Raw genomic sequence first — 16,590 nt, 5'->3', positions numbered from 1 at the left:
AGTTCTCCTCCGCTGCGCGCGGGGTGGGACCCTTCGACAGGCTCGGGGCCCAGCGACGTGCTGCGGCCCACAGGGAACGGTGGGAGAATGGAGGCATGTCCTCCTCCGAGACCCCGCAGACCGTCGAAGCGACCGTGCGCCACGTGCCGCGGTACGGCGTGTTCATGGGAATCGGTGTCGTGCTGGGTGTGATCGCCGCCGGCATCCTCACCTTCACCGGCAGCTTCGAGGAGTCGCAGGCCCTCGACGTCGTCTACCCGCCCGGGCAGGTCTTCGGATTCCTGCTGCTGTGGACGGTGCCGATCGGGATCGCCCTCGGCGGTGTCGTCGCGCTGATCCTGGAGCGCACCGGCCGCCGGCACGACCGGGTCGTGCGCGTCGACCGCGAGACGATCATCGAAGCGCCCGATGAGACCGAGACCCCGGATGCCGAGTCCGCGCCGACCGCGAGCCCCGCTGTCGAGGCCGACGTCGACCGAGAGCTGCGCCGCGAGCGCGACTGAGCCTCAGGCCAGCTCGGCGATGACCGGCCGGATGGCCGAGTCGAACGCCACGATGTCTCGGCGCAGACCGTCGGTCACCGCTACGGTCAGATCGCCGATCCACCAGATCCCGCGCTGCGAGAACGGCAGCACCTGCACGTTCAGCTCGAACGAATGGGCCCGCCGGCCGATGTCGCGCTCGAACTCGGCGATCGCGCTCGCGTACGCCCGGTAGGCGTCGCCGCCGGTGTGGCTCTTCATCGACTTCACGTAGCGGTCGTGCGCGGCGCGCGCGTAGCGCAGAGCGGATGCCGCATGGGCAGCGATCCCCGCCCCGAGCTCTTCCGCGCCCGAGGCGGGCAACGCCACCAGCGTGTCGAAACCGTCGATCAGTTCGAGGGGCACCCCGGAGGGGTGCGCGCGCGGCTCGACCGTCATGTCCCAGTAGGCGCGCCACTGCTTCTCGAGGGCCGACGTGGCGTCGGCGGCATCCGGCGCGCGCACCGGCAGATCGCGAAGAGTGGGCAGATCGTCCGGAACGCGGATGCAGAGGGCCTGGCGCAGCGCGAGCGCGACGAGCACCGGAACGCTCGCGTCTTCGCGGATGAGCCACTGCGGCTTGTCGGCCATGGCCCCATCGTAGGGCTGCGGCCGCGCTCGGGGTGAGAATCCGGGAGGGCGGTGCTAACCGCTGCCGCTCGCCGCGTCAACCCGCGCGCCCTTTCGGCCGTCGAGGCGTAGACCGGGGGAGCGGGCCGTCCGCTGCCCGCAGACGAGAGGAAGAGCGATGATCAGCAATCAGGAGAACGAACGCGCGGGCGAGGGCCCGGCAATCGACGGCGCCGACGGCGAGTCCGAGGCGATGAGCGGGATGGAGACGGGCACCGCTCCCTGGGGCGTGAGCGGCGAAGGGGACGCGCGGCACGGCGACGCCGCGGATGCCGGAGGAGAGCGCGACACGACCGACGATGGCGACGGGGCCGACGACGCTCAGCGCTGACGGTGGCGCCGATGCGATCGCCTCCTTCCCCAGGAGTCGATCGCATCTCGGCACGCCCGGCGGACGGTAGGCTGGACGCGTGGCTGCCTCCCCCACCAATCCCTATTCCGAAGCCGGCGTCGATACCGCTGCCGGCGATCTCGCCGTCGAGCTGATGAAGTCGTCCGTGCGGGCGACGCACGGCCCCGAAGTGCTCGGGGGCGTCGGCGGATTCGCCGGTCTCTTCGACGCGAGCGCGCTGCGCGACTTCCGCCGCCCGCTGCTCGCGACCAGCACCGACGGCGTCGGCACGAAGGTCGCGATCGCCCAGGCGATCGACAAGCACGACACGATCGGCCAGGACCTCGTCGGCATGGTCGTCGACGACATCGTCGTGGTGGGGGCGAAGCCGCTCTTCATGACCGACTACATCGCCTGCGGCAAGGTCTTCCCGCAGCGCATCGCCGACATCGTGCGAGGCATCGCCGAGGCGTGCGCCGCGACCGGCACCGCTCTCGTCGGCGGCGAGACGGCCGAGCACCCGGGTCTGCTGGGTCCGCGCGACTACGACGTCGCGGGTGCCGCGACCGGAGTCGTCGAGGCCGATGCGATCCTCGGCGCCGACCGCGTGACCGACGGAGACGCGGTGCTCGCGATCGCGTCGAGCGGTCTGCACTCCAACGGCTACTCGCTCGTGCGTCACATCATCACGGGCGCCGGCATCTCCTACGGCGACAACTCGGCCGACCTCGGCGGCACGTGGGGCGAGGCACTGCTCGAGCCGACCCGCCTCTACACGCTTCCCCTGCTGCGTCTCATCGACGCAGTCCCGGGCGCGGTGCACGCACTCAGCCACGTGACCGGCGGCGGCATCGCGGCGAACCTCGCTCGCGTGCTCCCGCAGGGCAGCTGGGCCGAGGTCGACCGCAGCACGTGGTCGCCGAGCCCGGTCTTCCGCGTGCTCAGCGACATCGCCGGTTCGTCGCTCGAGTCGGCGGAGGGCACCTGGAACCTGGGTATCGGGTTCCTCGCGGTCGTCTCCGACAGTGCGAAGGATGCCGCGATCGCGGCGCTCCAGGCCGAGGGCATGCCCGCGTGGCAGGTCGGTACGGTGCGTTTCGACGGGCGTCCGGCAGGAGAGTTCGAACAGGGCGCCAAGGGCGTCGACGGTGGAGCGGTGCGCCTCGTGGGCGCCTACGCGGACGGAGCGAAGTAAAACCCCATGTGCGGCATCGTCGGAATGGTGGGGACTGCCCCGGTCAATCAGGACATCTACGACGCCCTCCTCCTGCTGCAGCATCGCGGCCAGGATGCGACGGGCATCGCCACGGCAGAGGCGAACGGCGTCATGCACAACGCCAAGGCGCAGGGCATGGTGCGCGAAGCGTTCCGCACCCGCGACATGCGCGCGCTGCTCGGCAACGTCGGTCTCGGTCACGTGCGGTACGCGACCAAGGGCACGGCCTCGAATGAAGAGGAGATGCAGCCGTTCTACGTGAACGCGCCGTACGGCATCATCCTCATCCACAACGGCAACCTCACCAACACGCGTGAGCTCACCGCCGAGATGGCGAAGCGCGACCGCCGCCACCTCAACTCGTCGAGCGATACCGAGTTGCTGCTCAACGTCCTCGCCGGCGAGCTGCAGAACACCACTTCGACGGTCGATCTCGACCCCGAGCGGGTCTTCGAGGCCGTCGAGCGCACGCACGAGCGCATCGAGGGCGCGTACGCCGTCATCGCCGTGATCGCCGGCTACGGTCTGCTCGCGTTCCGTGATCCCTTCGGCATCCGCCCGCTGATCCTGGGGCGTCGCCCCTCGACCGTGCCCGGCAGCGAGGGCAAGGACGAGTGGGTCGTCGCGAGCGAGTCGCTCGTGCTCGAGAACGGCGACTACGAGGTGGTGCGCGAGGTCGAGCCCGGTGAGGCCGTCTTCATCACCACCGAGGGCGAGCTGCACACCAAGCAGTGCGCCGCCGAGACGCAGCTCTCGCCGTGCGCGTTCGAGTACGTCTACCTCGCGCGTCCCGACTCGGTCATGAACGGGATCTCGGTCTACGAGTCGCGTCTGCGCATGGGAGACCGTCTCGCCGACACCATCGCGAAGCACGTGCCGATGAACAAGATCGACGTCGTCATGCCCATTCCCGACTCGTCGCGCCCCGCCGCGATGGAGGTCGCCCGCAAGCTCGGCATCGAGTACCGCGAGGGCTTCTACAAGAACCGCTACGTCGGCCGCACCTTCATCATGCCGGGACAGGCGGTGCGCAAGAAGAGCGTGCGCCAGAAGCTCAACGCGATGTCGACCGAGTTCCAGGGCAAGAACGTGCTGCTCATCGACGACTCGATCGTGCGCGGCACGACGTCGAAGGAGATCATCCAGATGGCGCGGGATGCCGGCGCGGTCTCGGTGACCTTCGCCTCGGCGGCGCCGCCCGTGCGCCACCCGCACGTCTACGGCATCAACATGCCGTCGCGCCACGAGCTCATCGCGCACGGCCGCACGATCCCCGAGATCGCCGAGGTGCTGGGCTGCGACCACCTGGTCTACCAGGAGGTCGACGACCTGAAGGCCGCGATCACCGAGGGCTCGGTCGTCGACGACCTCGACATGAGCTGCTTCGACGGTCGCTACGTCACCGGCACCGTGAGCGACGAGTACCTGGCCTGGGTGGAGAGCTCGCAGACCTCCTGATGGGCGGGCCCCTGAGCTCGTCGGAGGGCCGCCCGCTCTGGCAGGGGAGGGCTCTCGCGCTGATCGGGATCGTGCTCGTGGCGTTCTCGCTGCGTTCGGCGGTCGCCTCGCTGTCTCCGGTCATCGACCACATCTCCCGCGACTTCCCGGTGTCGCCGGTGATCGTCGGCCTCATCGGTGCGGCGCCACCGGTGTGCTTCGCCGTCTTCGGACTGGTCACCCCGCTCGTCGAACGACGGCTCGGACTCGAGCGCGTCGCCGTCGGCGCGCTCGCCCTGATGTCTCTCGGTCTGCTGCTGCGCGGCTTCGCGGGTGACTCGACGAGTCTGCTCGCGGCGACCGTGGTCGTCTTCGCCGGTGTGGGCGCGGGCAACGTGCTGCTGCCGCCGCTGGTGAAGAAGTACTTCCCCGACCGTCTCGGCGTCATGATGACGCTGTACTCGACCATGATGGCGGTCTCGACCTTCGTGCCACCGCTCGTCGCCGTGCCGGTGGCCGACTCGCTCGGTTGGCGGGTGTCGCTCGGGCTCTGGGGCGGGTTCGCGGTGCTCGCGCTGCTGCCGTGGATCGCCTTGCTCATCGGCGAACGCGGGCGCGTGGCGACGGCATCCGCTCCTGCCGCCGACGTCGTGCTCGACCCGACCGACGGGGTGGACGATCTGACGGACGCCGCGGCCGTCGCCACCGGACCCATCGCCACCGTCCCGGCCAGCCCGCGCGTGTTCGGTCGGCTGTGGCGGATGCCGCTGCCGTGGGCCCTCGCGCTCGTCTTCGGCACCTCGTCGACCATGGCCTACGTCGCGTTCGCGTGGTTGCCGACCATGCTCGTCGACATCGCCGGAGTGACCCCGGCGACCGCCGGATTCCTGCTGTCGCTCTTCGCTCTCGCCGGTCTGCCGTGCGGGCTGCTGGTACCGATCCTGATCGTTCGGTTCCAGGCGACGCGACCGCTGTTCCTGTTCGCGGTCGCCTGCGGCGTCGTGGGTCTCGGCGGTCTGCTGCTCGCTCCGACGGTCGCCCCTGCGCTCTGGGCGATCATCTACGGGCTCACCGCCATCCTGTTCCCGCTGAGCCTGGTGCTGCTGAGCATCCGTGCCCGCACCCCCGAGAGCGCCGTCGCCCTGAGCGGGTTCGTGCAGAGCATCGGGTACGGGATCGCCGCGGTCTTCCCGCTGCTGATCGGCCTTCTGCACGAGACGACGGGCGGCTGGCAGGTGCCGTTGATGGTCGTCATCGGTGTGCTCGTCGTGTCGATCCCCGCGGGACTCGTGGCCGGGCGCCGCCGCACGATCGAAGACGAGTGGGAGGCGCGGCACGGCCGCTGGTGAGTCCGCGGCTCAGAGCGCGTGCACCTCGTCGCCGACGCGGATGACGCCCGCCGGCTCGTGCTCGTCGCCCGCTGACACCGCGGGGAGGAACAGGCGCCCGAGCGTGGGCTCATCCTGTCCGAGCGCACCGGTGAGGGTCGTGAGAACCTTCACGTCGCGTTCGCCGGTGTCGGGATTCGCGTGGGTCGCGAGGCATCGCACGATCGGGCCCTCCGTCCGAAGGGTGACGTCGCCGATCCGCACCTCGCCGTCCCAGTCCAATTCGGCCCACGCGTCGACCCCGTCGATCACGATGTTCGACCGGAAGCGTCGATCGTCGATCCCCGTGCCGACCGCCTCGCCCAGTGCCGCCGCGCTGCCGCGGCTGTGCAGGGACACGTAGCCGCGGGCCCGATCCTGGAAGCGTGACGTCTCGCCGTCGCCCACGAGCACGAGCGGGAGCCGCCCGGGGCGCTCGAGGCGTCGACCCTCCCGCGTCGCGCGCACGTAGGCGGTGACGGCATCCGTCAGTTCTTCGCGACCGTGGTCGTCGAGTCCGGCCTCGACGACCACGGCACCGTCGTGCTCGATCCGCACCCGCGCGCGGGCGTCGTCGTAGTGAGTGCGGAGGGCGGCCAGTGCCGGAAAGTCCTGCAGGGCGAGCCCCTTCGCCTTCGGCCAGTGATCGAGCCCGTCGCGCTCCTCCGGCACCGCGGCATCTGCGAAACGGAAAGCGAGCACGCGATCGCCCGCGACCCGTCCGTCGGCCTGCACGGTCAGGGAGTCGACCGATTCCGGAGTGAAGCCCTTGATCGGGTGACGGTAGAGCGCGACGACGTGGGGCATGCCTCGATCCTCCCAGATCGTGCCACCCGGGTACGACGAAACCCCCGTAGGTCATACGGGGGAGAAGTCGAACAGAGGGGCGGTCAGGCCTTCTCTAGTTCGTCCTCGTCTTCGTCGGCGTAGTCATCTGCCCACTTGTCGACGTAGGCGTCTTCGTCGGTCGGGTGAGCCAATTCGCGCTCGAGCGCGGAATAGTTCACCGACGGACTGTACGCCTTGAGTTCGCGGGCGATCTTTGTGTGCTTCGCCTTCTGACGGCCACGGCCCATGCGCGAGACCCCCTCACGAGTTAAGCGGCGGGTGGTCAGGTCCCGCGGCATTCACGACACCGGTTCGAAGCCGGTAAGAGTAGCATTCAGAATAGCACGCGGGTCAGACCCCCTGGCCTCAGGCGGGCTGGTGAAGGGAGCGATCATCATGACCGAGAACACCTCCACTCCGTCCGACGAGGCGGCGCAGAACCAGACTCTGCAGAAGGCCGTGATCGTCGGAGTGCAGCCCCATCAGGACGGCCGCGTGGTCGACGAGGCCGTGCGCTACGCCCGACTGCTCGGCGTTCCCCTCGTGGTCGCTCACGTCGATGTGACGCGCTTCGTCACCTACGAGGACCCCGACGGCTACGTGCACTCGGCTCCCATCGACATCAACTTCGACGCCGGCGCCGCCGAGTTCGAGGCCGTGCAGGAGGCCGTCGCTCCGGCGCTCGACGCCTCGGGGCTCACCTGGACCGCGCGTCAGCTCGTCGGCGACCCCGCCCTGGCGATCAAGCAGCTGGCGAACAAGCTCGACGCGCAGCTGATCGTCATCGGCACCCGCAAGCGGGGCATCGGCGAGAGCATCCGCGAGTTCTTCACCGGCTCGGTCGCCGCCCGCCTCGCGCATCGCCAGCACCGGTCGATCCTCGTCGTGCCGCTGGGAGACCTCGTGCCCGACTCCCAGAAGGAGATCTGGCCGGAGGCTGCGGAGTAGTTCGGAGCCGGCGCTTGCCATTCCGGTCGCGCGAGTGGTCGGTATGAGCGCTCGGATCGACCGTTCGCGCGACCGGAGGAGCGCGGCGTGACCGTTCGCGCGACCGGAGCGTCTCAGTCGACCCAGCTCGGGTCGTCGAACAACCGCTGCAGGTCGTCGACCAGGTGGCCCGTGTGGAAGCCGTCCGCCGCCGCGTGGTGGATCTGGATCGCCAGCGGTTGGAGCACCCGGCCCTCACGTTCGACGTAGCGCCCGAGGGTGAAGATCGGCGGGAGATGCGACCACGCATCCTCGATCTGCAGCGAGAACCCCGTGAACGTCGTCCACGGCAGGCTCGAGACGTCGAAGGTGTTGGGCGGGGAATCGGACTGCGGGAACATCTCGGTCGCCGAGCGATGGGTGTGCAGAAGATCGACGGCGCGGTCGTGGAAGGAGGCGAAGTCGGGGTCGTAGGGAGCCCAGACGCTCGCGAACGTCTCGCGTTCGGGATTGAAGACGGTGAACGAGGGATGCACCACGTCCCACACACCCGGTTGACCGTCGTCCGTCAGCCCCATCCGGAACTGCTCGTGACGGTTGACCGCGTCCGCGAGCGCCCAGATCTGCGACGGGTAGGTCTTGCGGCCGGCGTCGCGGATCGCCGACGTGAGCCGGGTCGCATCGAGCTCGACCGTGATGGCGTAGTTGCACCGCACGGCGGTCGCGTAGTGGCGGTAGTGCTCGGCGCGCGGCCACGAGTCGAGGTCGATCGGGCGGAGAGTGGTCATCCCGTCATCCTTTCATCGGTCCATCGTGGTGCGCGCGAGACGGGGCGCCGCCGGCCGATCTTCATCATGCCGTGAGTGACCTCGTGCCGGGCATGTGCGCCAGCAACATCGCTGATCGCTTTGCTGCGGGTTGCTGGGTTCTGGTCACACTGATGACGGGAAGTCGACCCTGGTCGAAGGCCGTGGTGGCCGACGGACGTCCGTTGCGGGCACACATGTAGATACCTCATGCATGCGCCATCGACACAGGAACGGTCGCTCGTGGCATAGCGCGCATGGCCGTCTCTATGATGAGCGCATGGGCGACATCACCTTTCTCCGTCAGGCGCAACCCGTCGACGAATACGGCCGAGCTTTGTACGCAGTGGCGCGGTCGATCATTCGCGCACAACTTGACGGGATGGGCGCCGAAGACCTAGAGGATCTGAACCTCAGCAATCGCACTGACGTAACTATGCGACAGCTGTCGAACTATGCGCGACTGGAGCGGGACAAGGGACAGCGCGGCGACGGCTTCGAATGGGCGGTTCACGAAGCAATTGTCGGCGGCGAACCGCTGGTTGTTGAACCCCTCGCCCATACGCTGACGAAGGTCTCGCCGAAATTCAAAGGAGCCGAGTTTACCTCGTCGTTGCTCTTCGGGCAGGAGCGTTCGCAGCACCTTGGCTTCCTCGACTCCGTCGTCAAGGAAGCCGGGGCGGACGCAGTTTTGCTTCCGGATGGTCGCGGTAAGCCCTACCGCTTCACCAGCGATTGGCTTCGCCAAGCGGCGCGCGGCGCGAGAGGCGAGCATCTATTGGGTCACCGCATAACCAAGATCTGGAAGACAGACCTGTTCATATCTGACCAGAATGCACTCCGGTATACCGCAGCGACTGTGAAGAGCAACCCAGCGCTACTTGAGGGCGGCCCGGGGTTGAGAGTCGGAATCGTGCCCGCGTCCACGAAGTACACGCCCGGCACGAGACGAGACCCGAAGACCGGACTCTGGCTCACGGTATTGCCAGATCCCGACGGTTTCATGGGTCTTTTCAACGACGCGTACTGGGGCGTCGCCAGTGCGATCTACGAGATCGGAAAACACGAGAAGCCTCCCTACTATCTGAAGCCCAGCGTGAAGTCCCAGCTCATGGTCGAGCAGATCCTCAAGTACAAAAAGTCGAAGGTAGTGGATATCTGTGACGCGCTTGACGAGGCAGCGCAGCAAGGTCTGGTGTCGGTAGATCATGAGCTTCTGTCCGTTGGTGCTCCACCTTGGCTTTCAATCACTGAGCGTCAAGCCAAGGTCATCGCGCCCAAGCCGAGCTTCGTTGCTCTCGACTAATTTCCTCGCGGGGTGTGATCGTGGGGGACGTGGCGGCATTTTGGAGCACGGTGGTACAGACCACGCCGGTGCTCTTCATCGCGGTGATCTTCGAGTACCGCTACCTTCTCCGGAGAACGTCGGTGGACGACTTCGCGTTCACCAGCAGTCGGGTTGTGAGAGTTTGGACGGGCATCAGCTCCCTCGTGGTGTCCGCGCTGCTACTCGTCACGTTCTGGCTTGGGGTGGACGGACTTCGCAGTGGCACTGCCACTCACAGCGTGAGCGGACGCGTGGCCGCAGGGGCACTCCTCTCGGCCGCGATCATCGCGATTGGAACTCCTGCACTTCTCTTGTTCGTGAACGCGACTCACGATGTCTGGACGCTTCTGGCGCGCAGGGTCCCGTGGTCAAGGTTTTCGAGGCTGCAGCTACAGGTCATCCGCAGTCGCGAAGAAGCGCTTGCAGCCGCGAGGCGCAGTCGGGACGTCCGACTGTCCATGTTGATGAAGATGTCCGAGGCTCTCGTGCTCGCAGGCGAAGCCAACCGTATGACACGGATGCTGCCCTCTCCGGCGCTTGAAGCGGCAACGAAGGCGCGGGATGATCTGTATCTGATTGCGGCTCAACTGACTGAAGCAATGGAGGTCTTCGACGCCGCAGCTCCGCCTGCGGTGCAGCAGACTGCTGTTTTCACGGGTTTGAGCGAATCGGAAGTCTCATACATGCGGGCGGAACTGGCGAGGGAATCCGAGAGGACGGCCTAGCCCATGGGTAGAGCAAGCACTTCCGTTCTGAGACCTCGGCGACCGTCGGCCACTACCGAGCGTGGGATCAGAACACTCTCACACTGATGACTGGCGGTACACCCTGGTGAAACGGTCGAACGCCGACACCCACGGGTGTAGCGCATGCAGCGTCACTCCTTCTTGCGGCGCCTCCCGGGAAAACGGCGGTCGTACGCGTCCAGGTAGCGGGTCAGATCCTCCTCGGTCTGTCCAAGCTCAGCAGGACGAAGACGGGGTATATCCGCACCGATGTGCATCGGGTCCGTGTAGAAGCGGAGGTACCCGGACAGATCCTCGCGAGCAGCGGGCCAATAGACGAGCCCGATCAGGACGAAGCAGATTCCCGTCGTGATCAGCACCCCCACGCCCAACGGCCAAGAGATTGCTTGAGTGATCTCTTTGACGTTGAGCAGCGCGCTGAACGCGAGCGCGGCGACAAAGAAGATCGGCACCAAGTTGGCTGGGAACGCGAGCAGTCGGACTAGCGCGCGAGCCTGATCGTCGCCTAGTCGCTCGTAGATGTATACGACCCGAGCAGCGGCGCGACGAGACCATGAGCGCACAAGAGCGGCCCAGGTCACGAGGGCGACGGAGAGTGCCATGAGTTGACCGGGGCCCATCAACTCGAACGTGTTCTCTCCCCTTTCGGCCAATGCGCGCACTTCACTCGGCAGGCTGAACAGGAACCAAAAAACCGGCGCTAGCAGGAGAGCGAGCGCGGCCTCGTACCACGTCAAGCTCGGATACCGGGTTGCTGCGACGAGGCGGTATGAGCGATCCGTGACGCTATCTTGGAGGTCTGCCTTCACGTCGCCGTCGAGGTCGGCGAGAAGCTTAACGTCAATGGTGAGGTCGCGGCGGAGGCGTCGCGCGGTTGAACCAAACGCTGTGTAGAAGGTCGCCACAAGGCCGAGCAGGGATACGGCGACGGCTACCAGAGTAGGCCACTCAGATGCGAAGAGATTCACACGGCAAGAATCTCCAAGAAGCATCAAGAAGCGCAAGCGGTCGACCCCTGTCGCTCGGCCCCGTGAACTCAAATCAGGCTCGTGGATACTTCATACATGAGCTATCTACACAGGGGTGGTCCATCCGATGGAACGTTGGCGCAAGAGATCGCTGAGGGCTACTCGCCAGTAGCCGCGCGCGCACACGAGAGCGGAGAACATCGCCACATCACGCAAGACGTGATTTGGAAGGACGCGAGGATCACTAAAGCGAGGTTCGGCTTGGAGGGAGCCGAGTACGAAGCTGAAGTTGGCAGCGGCATCCGGACTATACGAGACAACAAGGGTCGCCCGGCATCCACGGTGGGCCGACAAGAGGTTCTGTTGATCTCTTCGGCGGGGTACATCTTCGTCGAGCCCGGTGCAGAGTGGGGAACTCCCGAAGATCCCCGTTTCTCCCGTGTCGACATCAGCAACTTGAAGGTGCTGGATTTCGTCGACTCGCAGCCGACCTCGGAAGACGGGGGCTAACTCCTTCTTGATTTTGCCGAGCCGACGATATCGGTCCTTCCGGGTGCTGAGCGTTCGTGGTGGGATCAGGGCCCAATCACACTGAGGACTGGGGTCGCACCCTAGTGGGTTAGCCGAACGCGTCAGCGGAGACAAGCTTCCGGTACGCCGAGCCTCCGGGTAGTCACAGTCGCTGCCGGAGCAACATTGGCAGGCGGGCGGGATAGCCGGCGTCGGAAGGTTACCGCGGGACCGCCCCATGAACGAGAGCGCTCTGCGCAAGGAACCTGACGAGCTCGATTTCGGGCCACAGATCGTCGCTCTCAGAGCTGGAGGGAAGCAGAAGGTCGAGTCCGATCTCCTCAGCGCCTGCTTTGGTGTGGACGATCCGATTACGCACTCGGTATACGCGATCGGCAAGCTGCCGCAGAAGATTTTCGTCGTCAGCGTCGAGACGTAAGGCGGTAGTGCCTCGAATCTTGGACTTTGGCGTCACGAAGTGGCTCGACAACTGATCGTCTCCGCGGATGAACGCTCTCACGGCCTCCGGTGCGATGCAGTCACTCAGCGTGTGTCGGAGTTGATCGAGTTCGTTTTTCAATCCCGCATGTGCAGTGCGACTTGCGTCGATCAGGCCGTCGATGTCGGTGTCAACTCGCAAATCGAAGCGCGGGTCCTTCAAACGCGAACGCAAACGCTCGACAACCGCCCGGCGGGTGAAGGAGGAGAAGAAGTACTCAAGCACCTGGTAGTAGGCGAGGAACTGCAGCATCGGGAAACCTGTAGCCGATGCGCCGTACCAGTAGAGGGCGCTGGCTTCTGGGGAGTAGCGGAGCGTAGGGAATCTCGGTTCCGTATCAGATGAAACAGCGGCGATTCCCTTCGCGCGTGCCGATCGAGTCTTGGCCATGGTCAGTCCTACGCCGTACTTCAGATCGAGTTCTAGGAGGAAATCCTCACCGTAGTCAGCGAGAAGCCGGTCAGCACGAGGACCTTGGGCTCCTTTCGAATGAGTCACTTTCAGGGTGATGTCTGGGTATGCGTAAGCGGTTTGGAACATCTCGCTGGGAGTAGATACTTCTAGCTGAACGTCACCGTTTGAAACGACTAAGCGCCAGCCGTCCGGCGTCTCGTAAAAGGAGATGTCCGCGCCAGTTCTGAGTGAGCTGTCCTCGTCTATGACGACCCCGGGAAGATCCCACACCGCGACCCGCGATGAGCCACGGGCTCGGTTTCGTCCGAGCAAACCCACCTCGACCTCGCCTGAGCGTGTGTCGATCAGTGCTTCGTATCGAGCAGATAGACGGAAAGATTCGAACGGGACCTCGAGCATCTCGCGTACCCGGCGCCCATTCGACAAGGGCAGAGCGCGCTCGCCAGCACCGCTCGGGAAGAATAGATCGAAGGCCACCAGCCTCCGGGTGGGTGAATTACCAAAGTATCGGAGGGCATAGCTCCTGCCCGCCGCGGTAGCCCGTTCAGCCAGCTCCCTATATGTCGCGTTCGGGAACGGAATCTGTGGCTCCCCGGAGGATTCGGAAGGGTCGTCGCTCATTCGTCGAGGGTATCCGAGCAAGGATCACACCCGGGTAGCTCGGGCTCGAGGAGTGGGACCTAGGCGATTGCCGCTCGTGGCAGGTGCCTGCGCACAGCGGGATTTGGCACCGTTCACCCTCGTGCGTGGCCTGAGTCCCTCGTGACGCTCGAAGCTTCGGTCGAAAGCTTGACCCTTACGTCTACCCGCCCGGGCAGTCGCACGGGCTGCCGCTGTAGCACTGGCAGACGGGCGCGGGATAGTCGGCGACGGTCACCTCCCCGCGCACGTCGAGGTCGTCGAGGGAGTAGACGCGGTCGAAGTGCTCGAGCTGCGGGATGTCGGGGCAGGCTGCGGGCGTGGCGACGATGCGATCCCGAGTCAGCGGGAATGTCAACGTGAAGCAGACCGCGGCCGACTGCTGGTCATAGGTCCACCCGCCTCCGGTTTCCGCCCCTCCCGTTGTGAGCAGCGTGAGAGCGGGGCCGTTGCCGGCGTCGCTCATATCGAGAAGGAGGGTTCCGCCGCGGTTGTACTTCGGGGGTACCCCTTGGCGGGCGTCCAGGATGTAACCGAGATCGATGATCGCCTGTTCGGGATCCGCGACGATCTCATCACGGTAAGGCCAGAGCTCGTCCTGCATCTGCTCGACGGAGGAAGCGGTCGAACGCTGAAGGATGTCTGTGATGCTGGGCACGCACGCGGTGAGGAGGATGGCTGTGGCTGCGACCGAAACTGCGGCTGTGATGCCGCGGCGCAGGCGACGAGCGATGTGCATGGGGTGACAGTAGCGCAGATGGTCCCGGTATCGACGTGCGAAACCGGGACCATCGGCTGACGGTGGTGCGGGGTGGGGCGCTTCGACAGGCTCAGCGACCCGGCTGCGGGGTCAGCGACCCGGTCGGGCGGTCAGCGGGTCTCGGAGATGCCGACGGTCACCGCGCGGGCGGCGGCGTCGAGGGCAGTCTCGAGATCGGTCACGACGCTCGCGGGGAGTGCACCGCCCTGCGCCACGTGGGTGCGCAGATCGGTGCGGATGCGTGCGCGGAAGGCGTTGATCACGGCATCCGCCCGGTGCATCTCCTCACGGCTCGTCGCCCGGGTGTCGTCGGATGCCGAACGCGGACGGCTCTTCGCCGACTGACGCTCATCGTGCGCGGCCGAGGCGAGGTCGGCGCGGAGCGTTTTCATCGCGTCCTGCACGCTCTGACGCACCTCGTTCGCGATGAGGCGCACCGAGTCGGCGAGCCCGGATTCGATCCCGGCCAGGTCGTTCTCACGGGAGGCGAGTTCGGCGCGGCCCTCGTCGGTGATCGCGTAGATCGTGGTGCGCCCGTCGACCGTCTTGGTGACGAGGCCCTCTTCTTCGAGCTTCGCGAGCCGAGGGTAGATGGTGCCGGCGCTCGGCGTATACGTGCCGCCGGTGCGGTCGGTGAGGGCCTGGATGATGCCGTACCCGTGCTGCGGCGACTCGGCGAGCAGCGAGAGCAGGTACAGGCGCAGGTCGCCGTGCGAGAAGACGGCGGGGGTCATGCTTCCTCCTCCCATTCCGCATCGTTCGTGATCGACTCGGGAGTGCGGCGCAGAACGGTGACGCCCCCCGAGACGGAGTTCACCCGCAGATCGACGAAGCGCCCGGCGAGTTCGCCCTTGGTGCCGGTGTAGTTGCTCGGTCCCGAGGTGCTGCGCTCGACGCCGTCGATGAGCAGGCGCCCGCTCAGCGAACGGATGACGTAGTTCGCCGCGAGCGACTCGTCGAGGCGCACCGTGGTGCCGCCCGAGACGGAGTTCACCGAGATGGTGTTCACGTCGCCCGCGGCGTCGACGGTGGTCGAGCCCGAGACGATGTCGACGGTCGCCTTGCGCACGACGCCGGTGACGGCAACGTCGCCCGACACGCTGTTCGCGTTGATCGAGCCGGTGAGGCCACGCACCTGCACGTCGCCCGAGACGGTGTTGACGGTGAGGTCGCCGATCAGCGTGTCGACGATGAGATCACCCGAGACGGTGCTGAGGCGGGCGTCGTTGCGGATGCCGGAGACGAGGGCGCCCGCGCTGACGACGCCGAGGTTCAGCGCGATCGAGCGGGGTACGGCCACGCTCACCTCGGCGCGCGGGCCGCCGCTGCCGAAGTTGCGGAACACCTCGAGGAAGTTGTCCCAGCCGAGTTGCGGGTGGTCGATCTCGACCTCGCCGTCGTGGGATTCGATGCGGAGGTCCTTGGTGGTGACACCGTGGACCTCGATGCGGATGCCGGGTTCGTCGTGTGCGATCACGTCGACCTGTCCGCCGACGAGGCCGACCTTGAGGCGCGTCACGGATTCGATGTCGATGACGCGTTCTTCGCCGGGGGCGATGAGCCACTTCTCGGTCATGTCTGCTTCTCCTGGGTCGAGGATCGAGATATATCGTGTTCGAGAAACATAACACGATATATCTCGACATTGTCAAGAGATCAGGAAACTCTTGGGCTGATGCGCGGTTGACATTGACGCAACGTCAACTTCTACGGTGGAGACATCCACGTGGAAGGAGAAGCGCATGAGCAGTCGGGACTGGTCGATCCAGGAGATCGCCCGCCTTGCCGGCACGACCAGCAGAACCCTGCGTCACTACGACGACATCGGCCTGCTGGCGCCGACGCGCATCGCGGCGAACGGCTACCGCCACTACGACGAGACTGCCCTCGTGCGCCTCCAGCGCATCCTGCTGCTGCGCGAGCTCGGGCTCGGGCTGCCGCAGATCGCGGAGGTGCTGGGCCCTTCGACAGGCTCAGGGACCCAGGGGGCGGGCTCAGGGACCCAGGGGGGAGCGGGCTCGGGGACCCAGGGGGCCGAGGCATCCGCTCTCGAGACCCACCTCGCGCTGCTGCGCGAGGAGCAGACCCGGCTGGCGCGTCAGATCGCGTCGGTCGAATCCACCATCGACGCATTGAGAGGAGGTGAAGAACTCATGGCAGAGAACATGTTCGACGGCTTCGACCACACGCAGTACAAGGACGAGGTCGAGCAGCGCTGGGGCGCGAAGGCCTACGCCGACGGCGACCGCTGGTGGCGGAGCATGACGGATGCCGAGCGCGCCGACTGGAAGCAGAAGGTCGCCGACCTCGGTCGCGACTGGATCGCCGCCGCCGAGAGCGGCCTCGACCCGGCATCCGACGAGGCGCAAGCCCTCGCCCGCCGCCACGTCGAGTGGCTGACGGGAGTGCCCGGCACGCCGGCATCCGCCCCCAGCGGTGACGCGAAGGGGTACGTGATCGGCCTCGGCGAGATGTACGTGGCCGACCCGCGCTTCGGCGCGAACTACGCGACCTCGTCGGGCGGCACCCAGGGCGCGGAGTTCGTCCGCGACGCGCTCCGCGTGTACGCGGAGGCGAACCTGTAGTCCGCGCGACGGGCCCTTCGACAGGCTCGGGGACCCAGCTTCAGCCGAAACACCCCTTTGTGGACGACCTGCCCCGGTA

19 protein-coding genes are annotated in these 16,590 nt (G+C 66.4%); 10 read left to right on the top strand and 9 right to left on the bottom strand.

The genetic code is table 11. From position 1 onward, the window contains the following. Positions 1-95 precede the first annotated feature (95 nt). A complete protein-coding gene (locus tag ACIPVN_RS07945; RefSeq protein ID WP_400441770.1) occupies positions 96-503 on the top strand; it encodes a potassium transporter Trk in 408 nt (135 codons plus the stop codon). A 3-nt stretch (positions 504-506) separates the two neighbouring features. On the opposite strand, the gene ACIPVN_RS07940 is transcribed toward ACIPVN_RS07945, so the two are convergent. Then, complete coding sequence (locus ACIPVN_RS07940; RefSeq protein WP_400441767.1) at positions 507-1,112, bottom strand: zinc-binding alcohol dehydrogenase; 606 nt, start codon at positions 1,110-1,112, stop codon at positions 507-509. Between the two features lie 157 nt (positions 1,113-1,269). Between ACIPVN_RS07940 and ACIPVN_RS07935 the strand changes: the two genes are divergently transcribed. The 4 genes from ACIPVN_RS07935 (at position 1,270) to ACIPVN_RS07920 (ending at position 5,484) form a co-directional block, all read left to right on the top strand. Continuing rightward, positions 1,270-1,482: a hypothetical protein gene (locus ACIPVN_RS07935; RefSeq protein ID WP_400441764.1), complete on the top strand. Its 213-nt coding sequence runs from the start codon at positions 1,270-1,272 to the stop codon at positions 1,480-1,482. A gap of 79 nt (positions 1,483-1,561) precedes the next feature. After that, positions 1,562-2,677, top strand: a complete 1,116-nt coding sequence (gene purM, locus ACIPVN_RS07930; RefSeq protein ID WP_247633057.1) for a phosphoribosylformylglycinamidine cyclo-ligase — start codon at positions 1,562-1,564, stop codon at positions 2,675-2,677. Positions 2,678-2,683: 6 nt separating this feature from the next. Next, positions 2,684-4,156, top strand: a complete 1,473-nt coding sequence (gene purF, locus ACIPVN_RS07925; RefSeq protein ID WP_400441761.1) for an amidophosphoribosyltransferase — start codon at positions 2,684-2,686, stop codon at positions 4,154-4,156. Then, positions 4,156-5,484, top strand: coding sequence for a CynX/NimT family MFS transporter (locus ACIPVN_RS07920; protein WP_400441759.1), 1,329 nt, complete (start codon positions 4,156-4,158; stop codon positions 5,482-5,484). Before purF ends, ACIPVN_RS07920 begins: the two co-directional genes overlap by 1 nt. Positions 5,485-5,493: 9 nt before the next feature. Here ACIPVN_RS07920 and ACIPVN_RS07915 read toward each other — a convergent pair whose 3' ends face one another. Together ACIPVN_RS07915 and ACIPVN_RS07910 are read right to left on the bottom strand one after the other, a co-directional pair. Continuing rightward, positions 5,494-6,309, bottom strand: coding sequence for an MOSC domain-containing protein (locus tag ACIPVN_RS07915; RefSeq protein WP_400441756.1), 816 nt, complete (start codon positions 6,307-6,309; stop codon positions 5,494-5,496). A gap of 83 nt (positions 6,310-6,392) precedes the next feature. Continuing rightward, the gene (locus ACIPVN_RS07910) at positions 6,393-6,578 is read right to left on the bottom strand and encodes a DUF3073 domain-containing protein (protein WP_017204296.1); all 186 of its coding nucleotides are present in this window, start codon (positions 6,576-6,578) and stop codon (positions 6,393-6,395) included. A gap of 148 nt (positions 6,579-6,726) precedes the next feature. On the opposite strand from ACIPVN_RS07910, the gene ACIPVN_RS07905 reads away from it, so the two are divergent. Next, positions 6,727-7,278 (top strand): universal stress protein, encoded by a 552-nt coding sequence (locus ACIPVN_RS07905; protein WP_400441752.1) that lies wholly within the window; start codon positions 6,727-6,729, stop codon positions 7,276-7,278. Between the two features lie 113 nt (positions 7,279-7,391). Here ACIPVN_RS07905 and ACIPVN_RS07900 read toward each other — a convergent pair whose 3' ends face one another. Beyond that, positions 7,392-8,045: a CatA-like O-acetyltransferase gene (locus ACIPVN_RS07900; protein ID WP_400441749.1), complete on the bottom strand. Its 654-nt coding sequence runs from the start codon at positions 8,043-8,045 to the stop codon at positions 7,392-7,394. A gap of 298 nt (positions 8,046-8,343) precedes the next feature. Here ACIPVN_RS07900 and ACIPVN_RS07895 point away from each other — a divergent pair, with 298 nt between their 5' ends. Further along, positions 8,344-9,369: a hypothetical protein gene (locus tag ACIPVN_RS07895; protein ID WP_400441746.1), complete on the top strand. Its 1,026-nt coding sequence runs from the start codon at positions 8,344-8,346 to the stop codon at positions 9,367-9,369. A gap of 50 nt (positions 9,370-9,419) precedes the next feature. After that, a complete protein-coding gene (locus ACIPVN_RS07890; RefSeq protein ID WP_400441743.1) occupies positions 9,420-10,115 on the top strand; it encodes a hypothetical protein in 696 nt (231 codons plus the stop codon). A 152-nt stretch (positions 10,116-10,267) separates the two neighbouring features. Here the strand turns inward: ACIPVN_RS07890 and ACIPVN_RS07885 are convergent, their stop codons facing one another. After that, positions 10,268-11,104: a hypothetical protein gene (locus ACIPVN_RS07885; RefSeq protein WP_400441740.1), complete on the bottom strand. Its 837-nt coding sequence runs from the start codon at positions 11,102-11,104 to the stop codon at positions 10,268-10,270. Between the two features lie 96 nt (positions 11,105-11,200). On the opposite strand from ACIPVN_RS07885, the gene ACIPVN_RS07880 reads away from it, so the two are divergent. Beyond that, entirely contained in the window at positions 11,201-11,614 is a 414-nt protein-coding gene (locus tag ACIPVN_RS07880; RefSeq protein ID WP_400441737.1) for a hypothetical protein, read from the top strand. 220 nt (positions 11,615-11,834) lie between these two features. Here the strand turns inward: ACIPVN_RS07880 and ACIPVN_RS07875 are convergent, their stop codons facing one another. The 4 genes from ACIPVN_RS07875 to ACIPVN_RS07860 form a co-directional block, all read right to left on the bottom strand. Beyond that, a complete protein-coding gene (locus ACIPVN_RS07875; RefSeq protein WP_400441734.1) occupies positions 11,835-13,148 on the bottom strand; it encodes a hypothetical protein in 1,314 nt (437 codons plus the stop codon). 181 nt (positions 13,149-13,329) lie between these two features. Further along, positions 13,330-13,905, bottom strand: coding sequence for a hypothetical protein (locus tag ACIPVN_RS07870; RefSeq protein WP_400441731.1), 576 nt, complete (start codon positions 13,903-13,905; stop codon positions 13,330-13,332). Positions 13,906-14,036: 131 nt separating this feature from the next. Then, positions 14,037-14,660, bottom strand: coding sequence for a PadR family transcriptional regulator (locus ACIPVN_RS07865; protein ID WP_400441728.1), 624 nt, complete (start codon positions 14,658-14,660; stop codon positions 14,037-14,039). Further along, on the bottom strand, positions 14,657-15,502 hold the full coding sequence (locus ACIPVN_RS07860; protein WP_400441725.1) for a DUF4097 family beta strand repeat-containing protein: 846 nt from the start codon (positions 15,500-15,502) through the stop codon (positions 14,657-14,659). Before ACIPVN_RS07860 ends, ACIPVN_RS07865 begins: the two co-directional genes overlap by 4 nt. Before the next feature lie 166 nt (positions 15,503-15,668). On the opposite strand from ACIPVN_RS07860, the gene ACIPVN_RS07855 reads away from it, so the two are divergent. Continuing rightward, on the top strand, positions 15,669-16,511 hold the full coding sequence (locus tag ACIPVN_RS07855) for a MerR family transcriptional regulator (protein ID WP_400441722.1): 843 nt from the start codon (positions 15,669-15,671) through the stop codon (positions 16,509-16,511). Positions 16,512-16,590 lie beyond the last annotated feature (79 nt).

The organism is Microbacterium sp. NPDC090003, assembly GCF_044748385.1.
Classification (GTDB): Bacteria; Actinomycetota; Actinomycetes; order Actinomycetales; family Microbacteriaceae; genus Microbacterium.
The sequence above is the reverse complement of the archived record's forward strand: the minus strand, read 5'-3'. Positions and strand labels throughout refer to the sequence as shown.

Excerpts from the sequence above, each read along its gene's own strand:
- ACIPVN_RS07945 (WP_400441770.1), top strand. The coding sequence starts at position 96 with ATGTCCTCCTCCGAGACCCCGCAGACCGTCGAAGCGACCGTGCGCCAC.
- ACIPVN_RS07940 (WP_400441767.1), bottom strand. The coding sequence starts at position 1,112 with ATGGCCGACAAGCCGCAGTGGCTCATCCGCGAAGACGCGAGCGTTCCG.
- ACIPVN_RS07935 (WP_400441764.1), top strand. The coding sequence starts at position 1,270 with ATGATCAGCAATCAGGAGAACGAACGCGCGGGCGAGGGCCCGGCAATC.
- purF (WP_400441761.1), top strand. The coding sequence starts at position 2,684 with ATGTGCGGCATCGTCGGAATGGTGGGGACTGCCCCGGTCAATCAGGAC.
- ACIPVN_RS07920 (WP_400441759.1), top strand. The coding sequence starts at position 4,156 with ATGGGCGGGCCCCTGAGCTCGTCGGAGGGCCGCCCGCTCTGGCAGGGG.
- ACIPVN_RS07915 (WP_400441756.1), bottom strand. The coding sequence starts at position 6,309 with ATGCCCCACGTCGTCGCGCTCTACCGTCACCCGATCAAGGGCTTCACT.
- ACIPVN_RS07910 (WP_017204296.1), bottom strand. The coding sequence starts at position 6,578 with ATGGGCCGTGGCCGTCAGAAGGCGAAGCACACAAAGATCGCCCGCGAA.
- ACIPVN_RS07905 (WP_400441752.1), top strand. The coding sequence starts at position 6,727 with ATGACCGAGAACACCTCCACTCCGTCCGACGAGGCGGCGCAGAACCAG.
- ACIPVN_RS07900 (WP_400441749.1), bottom strand. The coding sequence starts at position 8,045 with ATGACCACTCTCCGCCCGATCGACCTCGACTCGTGGCCGCGCGCCGAG.
- ACIPVN_RS07895 (WP_400441746.1), top strand. The coding sequence starts at position 8,344 with ATGGGCGACATCACCTTTCTCCGTCAGGCGCAACCCGTCGACGAATAC.
- ACIPVN_RS07880 (WP_400441737.1), top strand. The coding sequence starts at position 11,201 with ATGAGCTATCTACACAGGGGTGGTCCATCCGATGGAACGTTGGCGCAA.
- ACIPVN_RS07875 (WP_400441734.1), bottom strand. The coding sequence starts at position 13,148 with ATGAGCGACGACCCTTCCGAATCCTCCGGGGAGCCACAGATTCCGTTC.
- ACIPVN_RS07870 (WP_400441731.1), bottom strand. The coding sequence starts at position 13,905 with ATGCACATCGCTCGTCGCCTGCGCCGCGGCATCACAGCCGCAGTTTCG.
- ACIPVN_RS07865 (WP_400441728.1), bottom strand. The coding sequence starts at position 14,660 with ATGACCCCCGCCGTCTTCTCGCACGGCGACCTGCGCCTGTACCTGCTC.
- ACIPVN_RS07860 (WP_400441725.1), bottom strand. The coding sequence starts at position 15,502 with ATGACCGAGAAGTGGCTCATCGCCCCCGGCGAAGAACGCGTCATCGAC.
- ACIPVN_RS07855 (WP_400441722.1), top strand. The coding sequence starts at position 15,669 with ATGAGCAGTCGGGACTGGTCGATCCAGGAGATCGCCCGCCTTGCCGGC.